The 17,111-nt window shown below is 68.4% G+C and carries 16 protein-coding genes; all 16 read right to left on the bottom strand.

Features of this window, described 5'->3' with window-relative positions; genetic code table 11:
- Positions 1 to 36: 36 nt before the first annotated feature.
- Positions 37 to 195 (bottom strand): hypothetical protein, encoded by a 159-nt coding sequence (locus FB457_RS03180; protein WP_347615386.1) that lies wholly within the window; start codon positions 193 to 195, stop codon positions 37 to 39.
- Between the two features lie 524 nt (positions 196 to 719).
- On the bottom strand, positions 720 to 1,445 hold the full coding sequence (locus FB457_RS03195) for an endonuclease V (protein ID WP_047017558.1): 726 nt from the start codon (positions 1,443 to 1,445) through the stop codon (positions 720 to 722).
- Positions 1,446 to 1,527: 82 nt separating this feature from the next.
- On the bottom strand, positions 1,528 to 1,752 hold the full coding sequence (infA, locus tag FB457_RS03200; RefSeq protein ID WP_145780707.1) for a translation initiation factor IF-1: 225 nt from the start codon (positions 1,750 to 1,752) through the stop codon (positions 1,528 to 1,530).
- Entirely contained in the window at positions 1,749 to 2,543 is a 795-nt protein-coding gene (locus FB457_RS03205; RefSeq protein WP_047017557.1) for a GNAT family N-acetyltransferase, read from the bottom strand. The genes infA and FB457_RS03205 overlap by 4 nt, the downstream gene beginning before the upstream one ends.
- A 235-nt stretch (positions 2,544 to 2,778) precedes the next feature.
- The gene (locus FB457_RS03210; protein WP_145780709.1) at positions 2,779 to 3,396 is read right to left on the bottom strand and encodes a hypothetical protein; all 618 of its coding nucleotides are present in this window, start codon (positions 3,394 to 3,396) and stop codon (positions 2,779 to 2,781) included.
- 11 nt (positions 3,397 to 3,407) lie between these two features.
- Positions 3,408 to 4,007: a hypothetical protein gene (locus tag FB457_RS03215; protein WP_145780711.1), complete on the bottom strand. Its 600-nt coding sequence runs from the start codon at positions 4,005 to 4,007 to the stop codon at positions 3,408 to 3,410.
- A gap of 26 nt (positions 4,008 to 4,033) precedes the next feature.
- Positions 4,034 to 5,206, bottom strand: a complete 1,173-nt coding sequence (locus FB457_RS03220) for a putative T7SS-secreted protein (RefSeq protein WP_145780713.1) — start codon at positions 5,204 to 5,206, stop codon at positions 4,034 to 4,036.
- A 56-nt stretch (positions 5,207 to 5,262) separates the two neighbouring features.
- Positions 5,263 to 5,577: a hypothetical protein gene (locus FB457_RS03225; RefSeq protein WP_145780714.1), complete on the bottom strand. Its 315-nt coding sequence runs from the start codon at positions 5,575 to 5,577 to the stop codon at positions 5,263 to 5,265.
- A 19-nt stretch (positions 5,578 to 5,596) separates the two neighbouring features.
- Positions 5,597 to 6,685: a hypothetical protein gene (locus tag FB457_RS03230; RefSeq protein WP_145780717.1), complete on the bottom strand. Its 1,089-nt coding sequence runs from the start codon at positions 6,683 to 6,685 to the stop codon at positions 5,597 to 5,599.
- Complete coding sequence (locus tag FB457_RS03235; protein WP_047017552.1) at positions 6,673 to 7,326, bottom strand: hypothetical protein; 654 nt, start codon at positions 7,324 to 7,326, stop codon at positions 6,673 to 6,675. The genes FB457_RS03230 and FB457_RS03235 overlap by 13 nt, the downstream gene beginning before the upstream one ends.
- A gap of 257 nt (positions 7,327 to 7,583) precedes the next feature.
- Complete coding sequence (gene tuf, locus FB457_RS03240) at positions 7,584 to 8,777, bottom strand: elongation factor Tu (protein WP_027771071.1); 1,194 nt, start codon at positions 8,775 to 8,777, stop codon at positions 7,584 to 7,586.
- Between the two features lie 198 nt (positions 8,778 to 8,975).
- A complete protein-coding gene (gene fusA, locus FB457_RS03245; RefSeq protein ID WP_145780719.1) occupies positions 8,976 to 11,096 on the bottom strand; it encodes an elongation factor G in 2,121 nt (706 codons plus the stop codon).
- Positions 11,097 to 11,135: 39 nt separating this feature from the next.
- Entirely contained in the window at positions 11,136 to 11,606 is a 471-nt protein-coding gene (rpsG, locus tag FB457_RS03250; RefSeq protein WP_027771073.1) for a 30S ribosomal protein S7, read from the bottom strand.
- Between the two features lie 2 nt (positions 11,607 to 11,608).
- Positions 11,609 to 11,980 (bottom strand): 30S ribosomal protein S12, encoded by a 372-nt coding sequence (gene rpsL / locus FB457_RS03255; RefSeq protein WP_003948652.1) that lies wholly within the window; start codon positions 11,978 to 11,980, stop codon positions 11,609 to 11,611.
- A 290-nt stretch (positions 11,981 to 12,270) separates the two neighbouring features.
- A complete protein-coding gene (locus FB457_RS03260) occupies positions 12,271 to 12,747 on the bottom strand; it encodes a DUF1707 domain-containing protein (RefSeq protein WP_145780876.1) in 477 nt (158 codons plus the stop codon).
- Positions 12,748 to 13,058: 311 nt separating this feature from the next.
- Positions 13,059 to 16,985 (bottom strand): DNA-directed RNA polymerase subunit beta', encoded by a 3,927-nt coding sequence (locus FB457_RS03265; RefSeq protein ID WP_047017550.1) that lies wholly within the window; start codon positions 16,983 to 16,985, stop codon positions 13,059 to 13,061.
- Positions 16,986 to 17,111: the final 126 nt, after the last annotated feature.

Consider the following 17,111-nt stretch of genomic DNA (forward strand, 5'->3'; position numbering starts at 1 on the left):
GCCCACACGCCCGCCCGGCCCTTCACACCACCTCCCTCAGCACTCGTCCACCACCGTCGCCGCCACCCCGAGGGCCTTCTCCGTCTCCGAGTAATCGACGACGAACGGGTGGCCGGGCTTCACGAGCGCCTCGTGCATCTCCGCGGGCAGCGCGGATTCGCTGCGCAAGCACATGGCGGCCCAGGTCGGCCCCACGCCCACGGCGTACCGCGCGCACTTCGACCGGTCCCGCACGGGCGCACGCTGAGGCCCCGCCCGGCGCGTCAGGGCCGGCGCGCCGTGTACGGCGGGAACGCGGCGGGGTCGGTGAAGTCCAGGTCCGCGTCCGGCCAGCGGCGGCGCAGCAGGGCGGCGGTGCGGCGGGCCCAGCCGGCGAGGTGGGGGGAGGCGCGGTGGTGCGCGGGGCGAGCGCGAGGCCGAGGTCGTCGGAGAGGAACCGGAGCGCGGCCACCTCGGTATGCAACCGCCCTGGCTCGGTGCGGGGCTCCCCCGGCCCGTCGCGTACCCACTTGACGACGGCGGTCCGCGGCGCGGCCCCGCCGCGGAGCGTCACGCGCGCGACCGCCCAGGGCTCCAACCGCTCCCAGGCGGTGACGCGGACGGGTGCGGCATGGAGATCCGTCAGGAGCGTCTCGACGCTGGCGCGCCGCGAAGTCGCGCCGGAGGCAGGCATCGAAGGAGTGTACGGCGCCCGCGGCGGACCGGACCGCGCACCGCGGCTACGCGGACGAAGGCGCCCCGCCGGACGGAGCGGGCCCGGCCGGTCCCGCTTCCGCCAGCGCCCCGCGGCACAGTTGGTCCGCGGCCCTCGTCGTCTCGGGGAGGCGGTACCGCCTCGCCAGTCCGAGCGTGACCGCGCACGCCTCGTCCACCCCGACCAGGTGGCCCGCGGACACGTACACCGGCTTCACACCCGGCTGCGTACGAAGAGCGCGCCCCACCGCCTCCGCCCCGTCGAGCAGCGGTGTCGACGAACCCCGCTCGGCCCCCGGCTCGTCGCACCGGAAGTACAGGGGGTTCTTGGCCACGCCGAACGCCGGAATCCCCGTCAGCACCCCCAGGTGGCTCGCCAGGCCGACGCGGCGGGGGTGGGCGACGCCGTAGCCGTCGCAGACGAACACGTCCGGCGCGCCGGCCAACGCGGACAGCGCCGCCGCGACCGCGGGAATCTCGCGGAACGCCAGCAGGCCCGGGACGTACGGGAACTCGATGCGCGACACGGCGGTCACCGCGTCGACCACATCCAGACTCGCCACGTCCAGCACCGCAACCGCAGCGGCGCACACCCCCGCCTCGTCGTCGTACGCCACGTCGACGCCGGCCGCCGTGCGCCAGCGCGCCGCGTCGCCCACGGACTCCGCCCGTACGAGCCCCCGCAACCGCTGCTGCTCCGCCACCGCGTCCTCGACGGTCCGCGGCCGGCGAAGCTCCCCGGCCAGTTCCACCCCGTGCCCCTTCCGTGCCTCTCCCCCGCACCGTAGCGGGCCCCGGCGGCGGCAGCGCCGCGGCCGGGGCCCTGTGACCGCGCTAGTTGCGGTACCGGAACACGATCCGGCCGCGCGCCAGGTCGTACGGCGGCAGCTCCACCAGCACCCGGTCCTCCAGGTTGATACTGATGTAGTGCTTGCGCATCTTCCCGCTGATGTGCGCGAGCACCCGGTGGCCGTTCTCCAGCTCCACGGTGAACATGGCGCTGCGCAGGCACTCGACGACCCGGCCCTCGGCCTCGATGACGTTCTTGTCCTTCGTCATCGGACCAGCTCCAGGTTGCTGCTCACGGGCCGGGCCCCGATGCCCTCGAACAGCGCCGTGGCCGCCCGGTTGGACTCGTGGACCTCGGTCCAGGCCGCGGTGGTCCCGGAGCGGTGCAACGTCCCCAGCGCGTGCGCGAGCAGCGCCCGCGCGATGCCGCGGCGCTGCTCGCCGGCCCGGACCGCGACGAGCCCGACGCGGGACCGGTTCACGGTCACCACGCGGATCAGGCCGAGGTAGCGGTCCGGGGCGGCGGCCACCGCGTACTTCGCCGGGTCGACGACGGTGTCGCCCGCGGGGCGGATGATCACCTCCGCGGGCATCGACTGCCACCACCCGGCCGCCGCCTCGACCTCGTCCCGGATCGTACGGTCCACCGCCCGCAGCAGACCCTCGTCCGCCTCACCGGCGGGAACGACCGTCACGCCGGCGGGCGGCAGCGCGCCGTCGAGCCCGGTGTCCCGCGGGTCAGTCGCCATGACGTACTCCCACTCGCGGCGCCCGACCGTGAACCCGGCCCGCCGCCAGGCGTCCGTCATCCCGGCGTCGGCTTCGTCGACCACCGTGTACAGCGGCGCGGGCAGTTCCGGCAGCATCGCCCGGGCGATGCGGTCGAAGGTGTCCGGGTGCCAGGCGTCGATACCGACGAACAAACGGCCGTCGGCCCGGTACTCCGCGTACCCGCTGCCGACGACCAGGTCGTCATCCAGTGCCTGCCAGTGCCTGTCCGCGACACGGGTGATCGTCACCGCGTCGTCGCTCAGGCCGGAGAGGAAAGGCTTCGCATCCATCGGCGTCTCCCTCCAGGAGTGCCTCGATCTCAGGCGCTCCTGGCGACACCGAACGTCAGCCGCCGGACCGTGACGGATCGAGGGAGCACCCACCGATAACTGCGTTCACGGGTCTCACCTCCACAAGCCGACTCCACGGTCCACCCCCAACGCTAGCCCCCAACACCACCCCGCTCAAACGCTTTTCCGCGCTCTCCCGCGGAGCTGGGGTGCCCACGTCCCTCAGTCGCTCCCCTCAGTCGCTCCTGGGCTCCTCGTCGAACTGAATGCTCTTCAACAGGAGCACGAGGTGCTGCGCGTACATGTCCCAGTGGTCCAGATCCGGCGTCTGGACAGCGACCACAACCATCTCCTCACGGCCGGCCGACAACTCCCGGGGCACCGGTACGAACGCTTGGAATTCACCGACCGGCACCACAGCACCGCCCTCAGCGGCGGACCGCTCCCCCTCCGCCGGCAGGCCGATCTGCCGTGCGAAGACGGACGCCGGTCCACACGGTAAGTCGAACGGCTTGGCGGCTATCGCATCGTCCTCGGGGCCGCGCAGAGCATGCGGGAGTCCTCGCGAGGCGAGGTGAGCGTCACCGTAGGTGAGAGGCTGAGCAGCCACGAGCAGAACGCCGAACCGCGACAGGTCCCCCTCCCCCGGCCAGTACGCCCCCGCGTACATGGCGCCGAGCGCTTGCAACGCAGTAGACCACTGCTGCAGCTGAACCGTTTGGTTCTCCGCTTCGTCGCCCGCGATTTCCGTCACAGCAGCAGGGCCGGCCACAAACTCACGGGTCTGGGCCAGAGTCAGCCCGACAGGCATCTGACTGTAGCCCGCAGGAACCTCGAAGGTCACCAATGCCATGGGATTCGCCCTCAATCTTCGTTATGAGGCGACGGGGGCGGGATGAATCCCCGCTCAACCGCCTGTTGCAGTTCGAATGTCTCCACAGTCTGCTGATGCCGCCTGAGACGCCTACTAGGCAACCATGGCGTGAGAGCTCCGACGAGAACGAAGGGGACCCCGACGAGCAAGATCGGGATGATAACTTCTACCCTGTCGTGAAAACTCCAGACAGCGATCGCGATCAGCGCAGCAAGAATTGCTGACACGCGCAGACCCCATGCCTTGTTCCGAAGCATGCCCAGGGCGTAACGCGCCTTGGCCGCTTCCAACGGGTCGATACGGGGGCCCATGTGTACAGGGAGTGAGACCCGCGGTTGCGGGCGCCCCCAAACCCCATACTGACGGTAGTGGGCGACGGACCACCAGGCCCTGGAACGGCCATGCTCTCCGTCGTCGCGCTCGAACACAAGCCGCTGGATTCCCGGGCCGTAGTAGACGAACCTGAATGTATAGCCGAACTCGTAGGCCATATCGATAATCTTCGGCACATCCCAGGCCCGACCGTTAGAGATCGTAATGTCGAAGGTCGCGCGACCGTCGAAGTAGCTGATGATCTCCCTGTCATCCACGGCCCCGTGATCCCCTTTCGTGACCCTCAGGCTGACTTCCATGCATTCTCGAAGGCGACAAGCATCGTGCCGGCTCCCCCTGGCAGGAACATCTCTGCCTTCTGTCGGTTGCCTTTCGGCACGAAGTTCTCGAATACCTGCGGGTTCGCGTGCAGCCCGATCCAGGAGTCGACCAATCCCAGATTGGACGCACCGGAGGCATGCGAACTCCTCGCGATAGCTTGCCCGGTATTCCCAATGAATCTCACGTTCGCCCCAAACGGGACAGCTCCTACGGCATCCTGCGCAAGCGTGCGGTCCGAAACGTCAGCGCCGGCCATCCGCGCCACGCTGTGCGCAGCGAAAGCGATCGTCGCCGTGCCGGCCGCAGCTTGTCCAATGGCACCACCGACCACTGCGAGGTGGGGAACCCGAGTCGCCCATGCCGCGAAGTAGAACGCCATGGAGACAGCCCCGAGAACAGCACTGACGGCCGCGAACACATCTCCGATCGCAGCGATGTTGGCGGCGTGGTCCTCCACCCATTGGACGACGTCGTCGACGAGCTTCGCGATGCCCTCTGTCACCGTCTCCAGGTACTCGCCGAACGAGCCGGACAGATCGCTGATCGTGTCGGCGATCTTGTCGAACAGCCCCGGCTCGTCAGGGGCGATCTCCATCGCGCCGCGGAGGCGGTTCGCGACCATCTGGCCCTCGGCCCGGTAGTCGTCCGCGAGGGAGCGGGCGCGGCGCCGCACGTCTTCCAGCCGCAGGGACGCGTTGTCGACCGCGCCCTGCGCCTCTCGGCGCTGCCCCTCCTCTCCGGCCCGATCGGGCTTGGCCCCTGCCATGCTGGCTTTCCGGTATCGGTCCGGGGAGCCCTCGGCAGGCGGCTCGTCATCGGTGGCCGCGTCCAGCCTGCGTAGCGCCTTGCCCAGTTCGCGCTCGGCGTCCTCCGCCTCCCGCTCCAACTGGCGTGCCGTAGCCTGCTCGACGCGCATGTACTCGGCCCAGCCCTCCAGGGCCGTGGCGGCCATGCCGAACGAGTCACGAGCCTCGTCCATCTTGGGCCGGAAGTCGTCATCGAATTTCTCCCGGAAAGCCTCCGCCGCCTTGCCTTTCCAGTCGCCGGGGCCGGTCCCGTGCAACACGTGGCAGATCTCCGAAAGCGCCCGCGCCGTCCGCCGCACCACTTTCGCGACGTCCTCAGCGCCTTCCACGTCACCCGGACACGGCATGAACCCAAGGGAGGAGAAGTCGGCCGGCCGTGACTCACTCACTTGCGTCCCCCGCCGGCCTGGGAGCGCGTTCGCGGGAGCGCATCGGCAAGCTCACCGTCCACCCGCTGGAACTCCTGCTTGACCTTCAGCAGAGCTTCCGACGCGGCGTCCGAGAACTTCTCGATCTGCCCGATGCCGTACGACCACTCGTTGCCGAAGTCGTCCATTCGACGAGCCAGCGCATCCACACCCATCGACCAGCCGTCGACGTCCTCCATCTCCCGCCCCGGCCGCTTCATCAGCTCCGATATGCGCTCGATGTTGTGCCGGACCCGGTCGAGGGTCTCCATGTCCACGTACAGATCGCTCACGTGCCCCTCCTGACCCGCGTCATCGGACGACGGACTGGATCTCGTCGACCTCCAGCTCGGTGGTCGCGCCGAAGGAGCCGTCGGGCAGATCACCGCCCGTGTCGCCGGAACCCTCCCATTCGATGGACCAGTTGATCGTCGCGCGGAACGTGTAGGTCTCACCGTCCGGCGTGGCACGCAGGTACGTCAGCCCGCAGGGCGGGGTCTCCTCCGCGGATCCCGCGGTGTACGGGGTGCCGATGGAGCCGTCGTCGTTGATGGGGCAGGTGCCCGAGGAGGGGTGCAGCTCGGCGTCGGCGGTGCCGGGGTCGAGGGTGAGGGACACCGGGGTGGCCGTGGTTCTGGCCCATATCCCGAGCACCGGGACCTCCGCGGTGACCGAGACGGGTTCGAAGGTGGCGGCGTCCAGCCAGGCCCAGGTGGGGAGATTCACCTTCTGAGCGTTCTCGGCGTCGGGCTTGAGGTTGATCTCCGTGTCCGGCACGCGGATGCGGTTGTACGCGATCTCGGAGAGGATCTGCGGCGTCACGGCGTCCTGATACTCCGCCGGCGGCGGATCGCCCTCGTCCACCCAGAACGGCCCGTCGTCACAGTCCAGCGCACCGGGGACACCAGCACCGCCGTCCGGCACGTAGCCGTCCCACCAGTAGCCGTCGCCGGACTTGGCCATGTTGAAGTCCTCGTAGGTGCCGGGCTTGTCCCCGCCCTGGGAGTACTTCGCGCGCTGCTCGGCGTCCCACTGGTAGCCGGTGGACTCCAGGGACCAGGTGTGCTCCATCTCTTTCTTCAGTTGCCTGGGTGTGTAGAGCGGCGCGTACCAACAGGGCGGCGGCGCCCAGTCCCCCACGGGCTCCAACGCCCCGCCTCCCCCGGACCCCCCGGAGCCACCCCCGCCCCCGTTCTCAGACTCATCGAACACCACCCCACCGGCCTCGGCGTACAGATTCTGCCCTTCGGCACCGCCACCCGGGCCGCTGGGTGGCTCTTCGACATTGCCGGTGCCGTTGCCGATCTCCCCTTCCGCATGCGCCACGAAGCTGCTGCTCGTGACAGCGGCGACAAGTAACGCCCCGGCTAACGCCGCGCGCGCGAATTTCAGGGCTGACATGATGAAGCCCCCTGTGTTGTTACGTCCGTCATCGTGACCCACGTGCCCTGCTCGTCCTTCCGAAGCGTGGCACCGTGACTGAAGTAGCTGTTCTTCGTGACAGGAGTCTTGTTGACTTCGCCGGTCTTCAGATATTTGTCGAACGCTTTGCTCTGGTCTTCGCAATAGACCAGTGTGGCCGTGCCGTCGTCCCTGATCGTCACAGTCGGCTCGTACAACCGGATCGTTCCGGTGAGGCGGGCCTCCTCATCCACGTACGCCTTCACGTACTCTTCTGTCGCAGCGGCAGCCTCCCCCTCCGAGTAGAAGCGGAACGCCGCGTGCGTCGGATCCTGCTCCGCGAGAGCCATCTCGATCGCGGCAATACGCTGCTCCGTGTCTCGCAGTATCGCGTCCTCGGCTGGTTTGCCGGTCTCCGACCAGTCGGCAACGACCCGGACGTCCTCGGGCAGCTTGATCTCCGGTCTGTCCGCTGCCTCCTCCGCGGTCGGCGACGGGGACTCCTTCGGCTTGTCCGCGCCCTGGATCTTGTCATCCGGCTTGGTGTCGCCGTCCTCCCCGTCGCTGCCGCAGGCGGTCAGCAGCAGGCTCAGGGCGGCGGTGGCCGCCAGGGCGGCGGCGGAAAAGGCGCGGGGGGACACGATCAACTCCCGGTACGGTGACGATACGTTAGGAAGCCGACGCTATAGGAGTCCCCGCAGCGTTCACCACCCCCGCTTTCGGGGCTGTGGATAACTCCGCGCGTTGACGCATTTCGCACCGCTCTCATCAGGCAATTGGAATTCCATTCACCTCTCCCCCAAAGCCGACTTGCCTGAACAGGCAGCCCCCCGCCCACGCCAAAGGCCCCGGTCCGCCGTAAGGCGGAACCGGGGCCCCGGGACGTCGTACCGTCAGGTCACTTGAGGATCTTCGTGACCTGGCCGGCGCCCACCGTCCGGCCACCCTCGCGGATGGCGAACTTCAGGCCCTCCTCCATGGCGATGGGCTGGATCAGCTCCACCTTCATGTCGGTGTTGTCGCCCGGCATGACCATCTCCGTGCCCTCGGGGAGGTGCACGACGCCGGTCACGTCAGTGGTGCGGAAGTAGAACTGCGGGCGGTAGTTGTTGAAGAACGGGGTGTGCCGACCGCCCTCGTCCTTCGACAGGATGTACGCCGTCGCCTCGAACTCGGTGTGCGGGGTGACGGTGCCCGGCTTGATGATGACCTGGCCACGCTCGACGTCCTCGCGCTTGATGCCGCGGAGGAGGAGACCGACGTTCTCACCGGCCTGGCCCTCGTCCAGCAGCTTGCGGAACATCTCGATGCCCGTGACCGTGGTCTTGGTCTTCTCTTCCTTGATGCCGATGATCTCGACTTCCTCGTTCACCTTGAGGATGCCGCGCTCGATGCGGCCGGTGACGACGGTGCCACGACCGGTGATCGTGAAAACGTCCTCGATCGGCATCAGGAACGGCTTGTCGATCTCGCGGACCGGCTCCGGGATGGACTCGTCGACGGCCTTCATCAGGTCGAGGACGGTCTTGCCCCACTCGGCGTCGCCCTCCAGCGCCTTCAGCGCGGAGACCTTGACGACCGGGACGTCGTCGCCCGGGAACTCGTACTCGGAGAGAAGCTCACGGACCTCGAGCTCGACGAGCTCCATGATCTCCTCGTCGTCCACCATGTCGGCCTTGTTCAGCGCGACGACGATGTACGGCACGCCGACCTGGCGGGCGAGCAGCACGTGCTCCTTGGTCTGCGGCATCGGGCCGTCGGTGGCGGCGACCACGAGGATCGCGCCGTCCATCTGGGCGGCACCGGTGATCATGTTCTTGATGTAGTCCGCGTGACCGGGGCAGTCGACGTGCGCGTAGTGCCGCGACTCGGTCTGGTATTCGACGTGCGCGATGGAGATCGTGATACCGCGCTGCTTCTCTTCCGGAGCCTTGTCGATCTGGTCGAAGGCCGAAGCCTCGTTCAGGTCCGGGTAAGCGTCGTGCAGCACCTTGGTGATCGCCGCGGTAAGAGTGGTCTTGCCGTGGTCGATGTGACCGATGGTGCCGATGTTGACGTGCGGCTTAGTCCGCTCGAACTTCGCCTTCGCCACTGGGGTCCTCCTGTGGACTGGTGCTGTACGCCCCCCGCCTTCTACGGAGGGGTTCAGGTGGTCGTTCCGAACCGGTCAGGACCCCTAGGGGGATGCCCTTGACCAGTCCGCCTGTGGTCGGCGGCCGGGGCACCCGCCGCAGCTCCCGGGGGATCTGCGGCGGTATGACCCGTATGCCGTTTGCTACAGCCTACGGCTTCACTCGCCCTTGGCCTTCGCGATGATCTCCTCGGCGACGTTCCTGGGAACCTCGGCGTAGGAGTCGAACTGCATGGAGTAGCTCGCCCGGCCGGACGTCTTGCTGCGCAAGTCGCCGACGTAGCCGAACATCTCCGACAGCGGGACCAGACCGGTGACCAGCTTGGCACCACTCCGGTCCTCCATGGACTGGATCTGTCCACGGCGCGAGTTGATGTCGCCGATCACGTCGCCCATGTAGTCCTCGGGCGTCGTGACCTCGACCTTCATCATCGGCTCCAGCAGGACCGGAGCGGCCTTGCGGGCGGCCTCCTTGAAGGCCATCGAGCCGGCGATCTTGAAGGCCATCTCGGACGAGTCCACCTCGTGGTAGGCACCGTCCAGCAGGCGTACGCGCACGCCCGTCAGCGGGTATCCGGCGAGGATGCCGAATTCCATGGCCTCCTGGCTGCCCGCGTCCACCGAGGGGATGTACTCCTTGGGGATGCGGCCGCCGGTGACCTCGTTGACGAACTCGTAGCCGTCGCCCTCCAGTGGTTCGAGCGCGATGATGACGCGCGCGAACTGGCCGGAGCCGCCGGTCTGCTTCTTGTGCGTGTACTCGTGCTTCGCCACCGGCCGGCGCACCGTCTCGCGGTACGCCACCTGCGGCTTACCGACGTTCGCCTCGACCTTGAACTCGCGCTTCATGCGGTCGACCAGCACGTCCAGGTGCAGTTCGCCCATGCCCGAGATGATCGTCTGGCCGGTCTCCTCGTCCGTCTTGACCCGGAACGACGGGTCCTCCTCGGCGAGGCGCTGGATCGCGACGCCCAGCTTCTCCTGGTCGCCCTTGGACTTCGGCTCGATGGCGACCTCGATCACCGGGGCCGGGAAGTCCATGGACTCCAGGATGACCGGATTCGCCGGGTCGCTCAGGGTCTCGCCGGTGGTGGTCTGCTTCAGACCCATGACGGCGACGATGTCGCCGGCACCCACCGAGTCGATCTCTTCGCGCTTGTTGGCGTGCATCCGGTAGATCTTGCCGATGCGCTCCTTGCGGCCCTTCACCGAGTTCTGCACCTGCGAGCCGGCGTTCAGCCGGCCCGAGTAGACCCGGATGAAGGTCAGCTTGCCCAGGTGCGGGTCGCTGGCGATCTTGAAGGCGAGCGCGGAGAGCGGCTCCTCCTCCGAGGGCCGGCGGACGATGACCTCGTCGGGGTCGCCCACGGCGTGGCCCTCGATGGCCTCGACGTCCAGCGGCGACGGCAGGTAGCGCACGATCGCGTCGAGCAGGGGCTGCACGCCCTTGTTCTTGAACGCGGTGCCGCAGAACACCGGGGTGACGGTGGTGCCCTCGCCCTTGCCGGAGTTGATGGTGATGCGGCGCACGGCCGCGTAGAGCTGCTCCTCGGTGGGCTCCTCGCCCTCCAGGTACAGCTCCATCATCTCCTCGTCGTTCTCGGCGACGGCTTCGAGCAGCTTGCCCCGCCACTCGTCGGCCGCCTCGAGGTGCGTCTCCGGGATGTCGACGACGTCGTACGCCTCGCCGAGCTTGGCCTCGGGCGACCACACGAACGCCTTCATCCGGACCAGGTCGACGACGCCCTTGAAGTCGGCCTCGGTACCGATCGGGAGCTGCATCACCAGCGGGGTCGCGCCCAGCCGGTCGGTGATCATGTCGACGCAGCGGTGGAACTCGGCACCCGTGCGGTCCAGCTTGTTGACGAAGCAGATACGCGGGACGCCGTACCGGTCGGCCTGGCGCCACACCGTCTCGGACTGCGGCTCGACACCGGCCACGCCGTCGAACACCGTCACCGCACCGTCGAGCACACGCAGCGAGCGCTCCACCTCGACGGTGAAGTCGACGTGGCCCGGGGTGTCGATGATGTTGATGGTGTGGTCGACCTCGTCGAGCGGCCAATGGCAGGTCGTCGCGGCGGACGTGATCGTGATGCCGCGCTCCTGCTCCTGCGCCATCCAGTCCATCGTGGCTGCGCCGTCGTGGACCTCACCGATCTTGTACGAGACACCGGTGTAGTACAGGATCCGCTCGGTGGTGGTCGTCTTGCCCGCGTCGATGTGCGCCATGATCCCGATGTTGCGGACCTTGGCCAGGTCAAGTGAAGTGGTGGCCATGTTGGCTCAGTCTTCTCTCTCGTAATACGGGGTTCTCGACTACCAGCGGTAGTGCGCGAAGGCCTTGTTGGCGTCGGCCATCTTGTGCGTGTCCTCGCGGCGCTTGACGGAGGCGCCGAGACCGTTGCTGGCGTCCAGCAGCTCGTTCATGAGGCGCTCGGTCATCGTCTTCTCACGGCGGGCGCGGGAGTAACCCACGATCCAGCGCAGCGCGAGCGTGGCGGACCGGCCGGGCTTGACCTCGACCGGGACCTGGTACGTCGCGCCGCCGACGCGGCGGGACTTGACCTCGATGGCCGGCTTGACGTTCTCCAGGGCGCGCTTCAGCGTGATGACCGGGTCGTTGCCGGTCTTGTCGCGCAGGCCCTCCATGGCGCCGTACACGATGCGCTCGGCGGTGGAGCGCTTGCCGTGCAGCAGCACCTTGTTGATCAGGGAGGTCACCAGAGGAGAGTTGTAGACCGGGTCGATGTGCACCGGTCGCTTCGGGGCGGGGCCCTTACGAGGCATGCTTACTTCTCCTTCTTGGCGCCGTAGCGGCTGCGGGCCTGCTTGCGGTTCTTGACACCCTGGGTGTCGAGCGAACCGCGGATGATCTTGTAGCGAACGCCCGGCAGGTCCTTCACACGGCCACCGCGCACGAGCACGATCGAGTGCTCCTGCAGGTTGTGCCCCTCACCCGGAATGTAAGCGGTGACCTCGATCCCACTGGTCAGACGCACACGCGCGACCTTACGCAGGGCCGAGTTCGGCTTCTTGGGGGTGGTGGTGAACACACGCGTGCACACGCCGCGGCGCTGGGGCGAACCCTCGAGCGCGGGCGTCTTGTTCTTCTCGACCTTGTCCTGCCGGCCCTTGCGGACCAGCTGCTGGATCGTAGGCACCGTTTCTCCGGTTTCTGTGTGCCGATCTCGATACTTCTAACCTGGGGTTCTGTCCGTGAAGACCGGCCGGCCCCCGACCCACGCGGTCGGGTGTGTCGCAAGCCCCGTACGTCCCCGCCAGTCTCACGGGGAAGTGCAGCTCTTCGGTGTCACAGCCTCGGCGCCTTCGCGGGAGCGCCCCCGCGCACGCGAAGACCCGGGGACACCCCAGGCACAAGGTCAGAGGGTACCTACAGCCACCCGCTCCGGTCAAAACAAAGAGACATAAGGGACGACAGCCCTGGGTATGGTTATCCTCCGCTGCCGGCCGCGGCGGCCACGATGAGGGCGATGAAGGCGACGAAACCGAGCGTCAGATAGCCGATGACCAGGCCCGCGAGGGCCATGCCCTCGCCCTGCTCGCCGGTCCTGCGGATCTCGGCGCGCGCCTTGTGGCCCAGGACGATCGCCGGGATGAACGTCACGCCGAACGTCGCCGGCACCAGCGCCCCGCACACCATCGCGCCGATCGCCGAGCTGTTCGTACGCCGCGGGGGCGGCAGGACGGGCACGGGCTGGAACGTACGCGGCACCACAGCCGGCATCGTGGGGATGCCGGCGGGGCCCTGCGGCAGGTCGTTGACGAGCGCGTGCAGCTCGCCGTAGGTCTGCGCGTCGTACGCCTGTGCCATGCGCTGCTCGTACTCCGGCTGGGTGAGCCTGCCCTCCGCGAACCCGGCCTTGAGCACATCGACGGTCCGCTCCCGGTCGGCGTGCGCGGCACGCATGGACGGGGGCCGGCTGTGGTCCCACGGCTGCATGGACACTCAGGAACCTCCCCACCCGCGGTCTCCACGTACCGCGTGCTTCTATTGTGCTCGACGCACGGGGCGCCGGGGGAGTTCCGGCGCGACACCGCAAAGTTGACGCCACCGCGCCCCCCGCACCCCGCTTCGTCCGGCTCACACGCTGCCGCAGCGCGGCCCCGGGACACACGGGCGGCCGGGACCCGCGCGGGCGCCCAGTGGCCCCGGGAACGCCGCAGGGCGGCTCTCCCGGGGGGAGAGCCGCCCTGCGGGGCGTGCGGTGACCGTGGCCGTTACTGGTTGTACGGGCCGTAGTCGTAGTCCTCCAGCGGGACCGCCTGGCCGGAGCCGGTGCCGAAGGGCGAGTAGTCGATGTCGTCGTAGCCGACGGTCGAGTACATCGCGGCCTTCGCCTCCTCGGTGGGCTCCACCCGGATGTTGCGGTAGCGGGACAGGCCCGTACCGGCCGGGATCAGCTTGCCGATGATCACGTTCTCCTTGAGGCCGATCAGGGAGTCCGACTTGGCGTTGATCGCCGCGTCGGTCAGCACCCGGGTCGTCTCCTGGAACGACGCCGCCGACAGCCACGACTCGGTGGCCAGCGACGCCTTCGTGATGCCCATGAGCTGCGGCCGGCCGGAGGCGGGCTGGCCGCCCTCGGCCACCACGCGCCGGTTCTCCTGCTCGAACTTCGAGCGCTCGACCAGCTCGCCCGGCAGCAGCTCCGCGTCGCCGGACTCGATGATCGTCACCCGGCGCAGCATCTGCCGGATGATGATCTCGATGTGCTTGTCGTGGATGGACACGCCCTGGCTGTTGTAGACCTTCTGCACCTCGCCGACCAGGTGGACCTGCACGGCCCGCTGGCCCAGGATGCGCAGCACGTCGTGGGGGTTCTCCGTACCGACGGTCAGCTTCTGGCCGACCTCGACGTGGTCGCCCTCGCCGGCGGTGAGACGGGCGCGCTTGGACACGCCGTACGCGACCTCCTCGGAACCGTCGTCGGGGGTGACGACGACCTTCTTGGTCTTCTCCGTCTCCTCGATCCGCACCCGGCCCGCGGCCTCCGAGATCGGCGCCACGCCCTTGGGCGTACGGGCCTCGAAGAGCTCGACGACACGCGGCAGACCCTGGGTGATGTCCTCACCCGCCACACCGCCGGTGTGGAAGGTGCGCATCGTGAGCTGGGTGCCGGGCTCGCCGATGGACTGGGCGGCGATGATGCCCACGGCCTCGCCGATGTCCACCAGCTTGCCAGTGGCCAGCGAACGGCCGTAGCACATGGCGCAGGTGCCGACGGCGGACTCGCAGGTGAGCACCGAGCGGGTCTTGACCGTCGCCACGCCGTGCCGGATCAGCTCGTCGATGAGCACGTCGCCCAGGTCGGTGCCGGCCGGGGCCAGCACCTTGCCGTCGACGACGATGTCCTCGGCGAGGCAGCGCGCGTACACCGAGGTCTCGGCGTCCTCGGCCTTGCGCAGCACGCCGTCGGCGCCGACCGACGCGATCTCCAGCTTGAGGCCGCGGTCGGTGCCGCAGTCCTCCTCGCGGATGATCACGTCCTGCGAGACGTCCACCAGACGACGGGTCAGGTAACCCGAGTCGGCGGTGCGCAGCGCGGTGTCGGCGAGACCCTTGCGGGCGCCGTGCGTGGAGATGAAGTACTCCAGCACGGACAGGCCCTCGCGGAACGAGGACTTGATCGGCCGCGGGATGGTCTCGTTCTTGGCGTTGGACACCAGGCCGCGCATACCCGCGATCTGGCGCATCTGCATCATGTTTCCGCGCGCACCCGAGTTGACCATCATGAAGATCGGGTTGGTCTTCGGGAAGTTCTCGTTCATGGCCTCGGCGACCTCGTTGGTCGCCTTGGTCCAGATCGCGATGAGTTCCTGGGTGCGCTCGTCCTTGGTGATCAGGCCGCGCTCGTACTGCTTCTGGACCTTCTCGTCCTGGGCCTCGTACCCGGCGATGATCTCCTTCTTCGCCTCCGGCACGACCACGTCCGAGATGGCGATGGTGACGCCGGAGTGGGTGGCCCAGTAGAAGCCCGAGGACTTCAGGTTGTCCAGGGTCTGCGCGACGAGGACCTTCGGGTAGCGCTCGGCGAGGTCGTTGACGATCTCGGAGAGCTGCTTCTTGCCGACGGTGTAGTGGATGAACGGGTAGTCCTCGGGCAGCAGCTCGTTGAAGAGCGCGCGGCCCAGGGTGGTGCGGAGCCGGAACGGGTCGCCCGGCTGCCAGTCCGAGTCGGCCGCGGCGCCTCCCCCGACGCCGTCGTCCGCTTCGGCCACCGGCGGCGTCCAGCCGCGCGGCGGCACGGAGCCGACGGGGAACCGGATGTCGACGTTCGCCTGGAGCGACAGCTCGCCGGCGTCGAAGGCCATGATCGCCTCGGCGACCGACGCGAACGAGCGGTCCTCGCCCTTCTTCTCACCCTCGATCTCGTCGGTGGTGAGGAAGAACAGCCCGAGCACCATGTCCTGGGTGGGCATGGTGACGGGGCGGCCGTCGGCCGGCTTGAGGATGTTGTTCGAGGACAGCATGAGGATGCGGGCCTCGGCCTGGGCCTCCGCGGAGAGCGGCAGGTGCACGGCCATCTGGTCGCCGTCGAAGTCCGCGTTGAACGCGGTGCAGACGAGCGGGTGGATCTGGATGGCCTTGCCCTCGACGAGCTGCGGCTCGAATGCCTGGATGCCGAGGCGGTGCAGCGTCGGCGCCCGGTTCAGCAGCACCGGGTGCTCGGCGATGACCTCTTCCAGCACGTCGTACACGACCGTGCGGCCGCGCTCGACCATGCGCTTGGCGCTCTTGATGTTCTGCGCGTGGTTGAGATCCACCAGGCGCTTCATCACGAACGGCTTGAAGAGCTCCAGCGCCATGGCCTTGGGCAGGCCGCACTGGTGGAGCTTGAGCTGCGGGCCGACGACGATGACGGAACGGGCCGAGTAGTCGACGCGCTTGCCGAGCAGGTTCTGCCGGAAGCGGCCCTGCTTGCCCTTGAGCATGTCGGACAGCGACTTGAGCGGGCGGTTGCCGGGCCCGGTCACCGGCCGGCCGCGGCGGCCGTTGTCGAACAGCGCGTCGACGGCCTCCTGCAGCATGCGCTTCTCGTTGTTGACGATGATCTCGGGCGCGCCGAGGTCGAGCAGCCGCTTCAGCCGGTTGTTGCGGTTGATGACGCGGCGGTACAGGTCGTTCAGGTCGGAGGTCGCGAAGCGGCCACCGTCGAGCTGCACCATCGGACGCAGGTCCGGCGGAATCACCGGGACGCAGTCCAGCACCATGCCGTTGGGGCTGTTGCGGGTGTGCTGGAACGCGGAGACGACCTTCAGCCGCTTCAGGGCACGGGTCTTCTTCTGGCCCTTGCCGGTACGGATGATCTCGCGGAGCTTCTCCGCCTCCTCGTCCAGGTCGAAGGACTCCAGGCGCTTCTGGAGCGCCGCGGCGCCCATGCCGCCCTGGAAGTACGTGCCGAAGCGGTCGCGCAGCTCGCGGTAGAGCAGCTCGTCGCCCTCCAGGTCCTGGACCTTGAGGTTCTTGAAGCGGTTCCACACCTCGTCCAGGCGGTCCAGCTCGCGCTGGGCCCGGTCGCGGAGCTGCTTCATCTCGCGCTCGCCGCCCTCGCGCACCTTGCGGCGCACGTCGGCCTTGGCGCCTTCGGCCTCCAGCTCGGCCAGGTCGGCTTCCTGCTTCTTGGCGCGGGCCTCCAGGTCGCCGTCGCGGCGCTGCTCGATCTGCTGGCGCTCGACGGAGATCTGGGCCTCCAGCGACGACAGGTCGCGCTGGCGGCGCTCGTCGTCCACCCACGTGATCATGTAGGCGGCGAAGTAGATGACCTTCTCCAGGTCCTTCGGCGCCAGGTCGAGCAGGTAGCCGAGGCGCGACGGGACGCCCTTGAAGTACCAGATGTGCGTGACGGGCGCGGCCAGCTCGATGTGGCCCATCCGCTCACGGCGCACCTTGGCGCGGGTCACCTCGACGCCGCAGCGCTCACAGATGATGCCCTTGAAGCGGACGCGCTTGTACTTGCCGCAGTAGCACTCCCAGTCCCGGGTGGGGCCGAAGATCTTCTCGCAGAAGAGGCCGTCCTTCTCGGGCTTGAGGGTGCGGTAGTTGATGGTCTCGGGCTTCTTGACCTCGCCGTGGGACCAGGTCCGGATGTCGTCCGCGGTCGCCAGGCCGATCCGCAGCTCGTCGAAGAAGTTGACGTCGAGCACTCTCGTCAATCCCTCTCAGGGTCGTGTGTCAATGGTCTGATCGCGGGTCGCGGGGAGGGGGTGCCTCCTCCCGGGCCCGCTAGGGCCGAGGGGGTGGCGGGAGCTTCGAGGGAAGCCCCCGCCGGA

The sequence above is a fragment of the Streptomyces sp. CNZ287 genome (genome assembly GCF_007827615.1).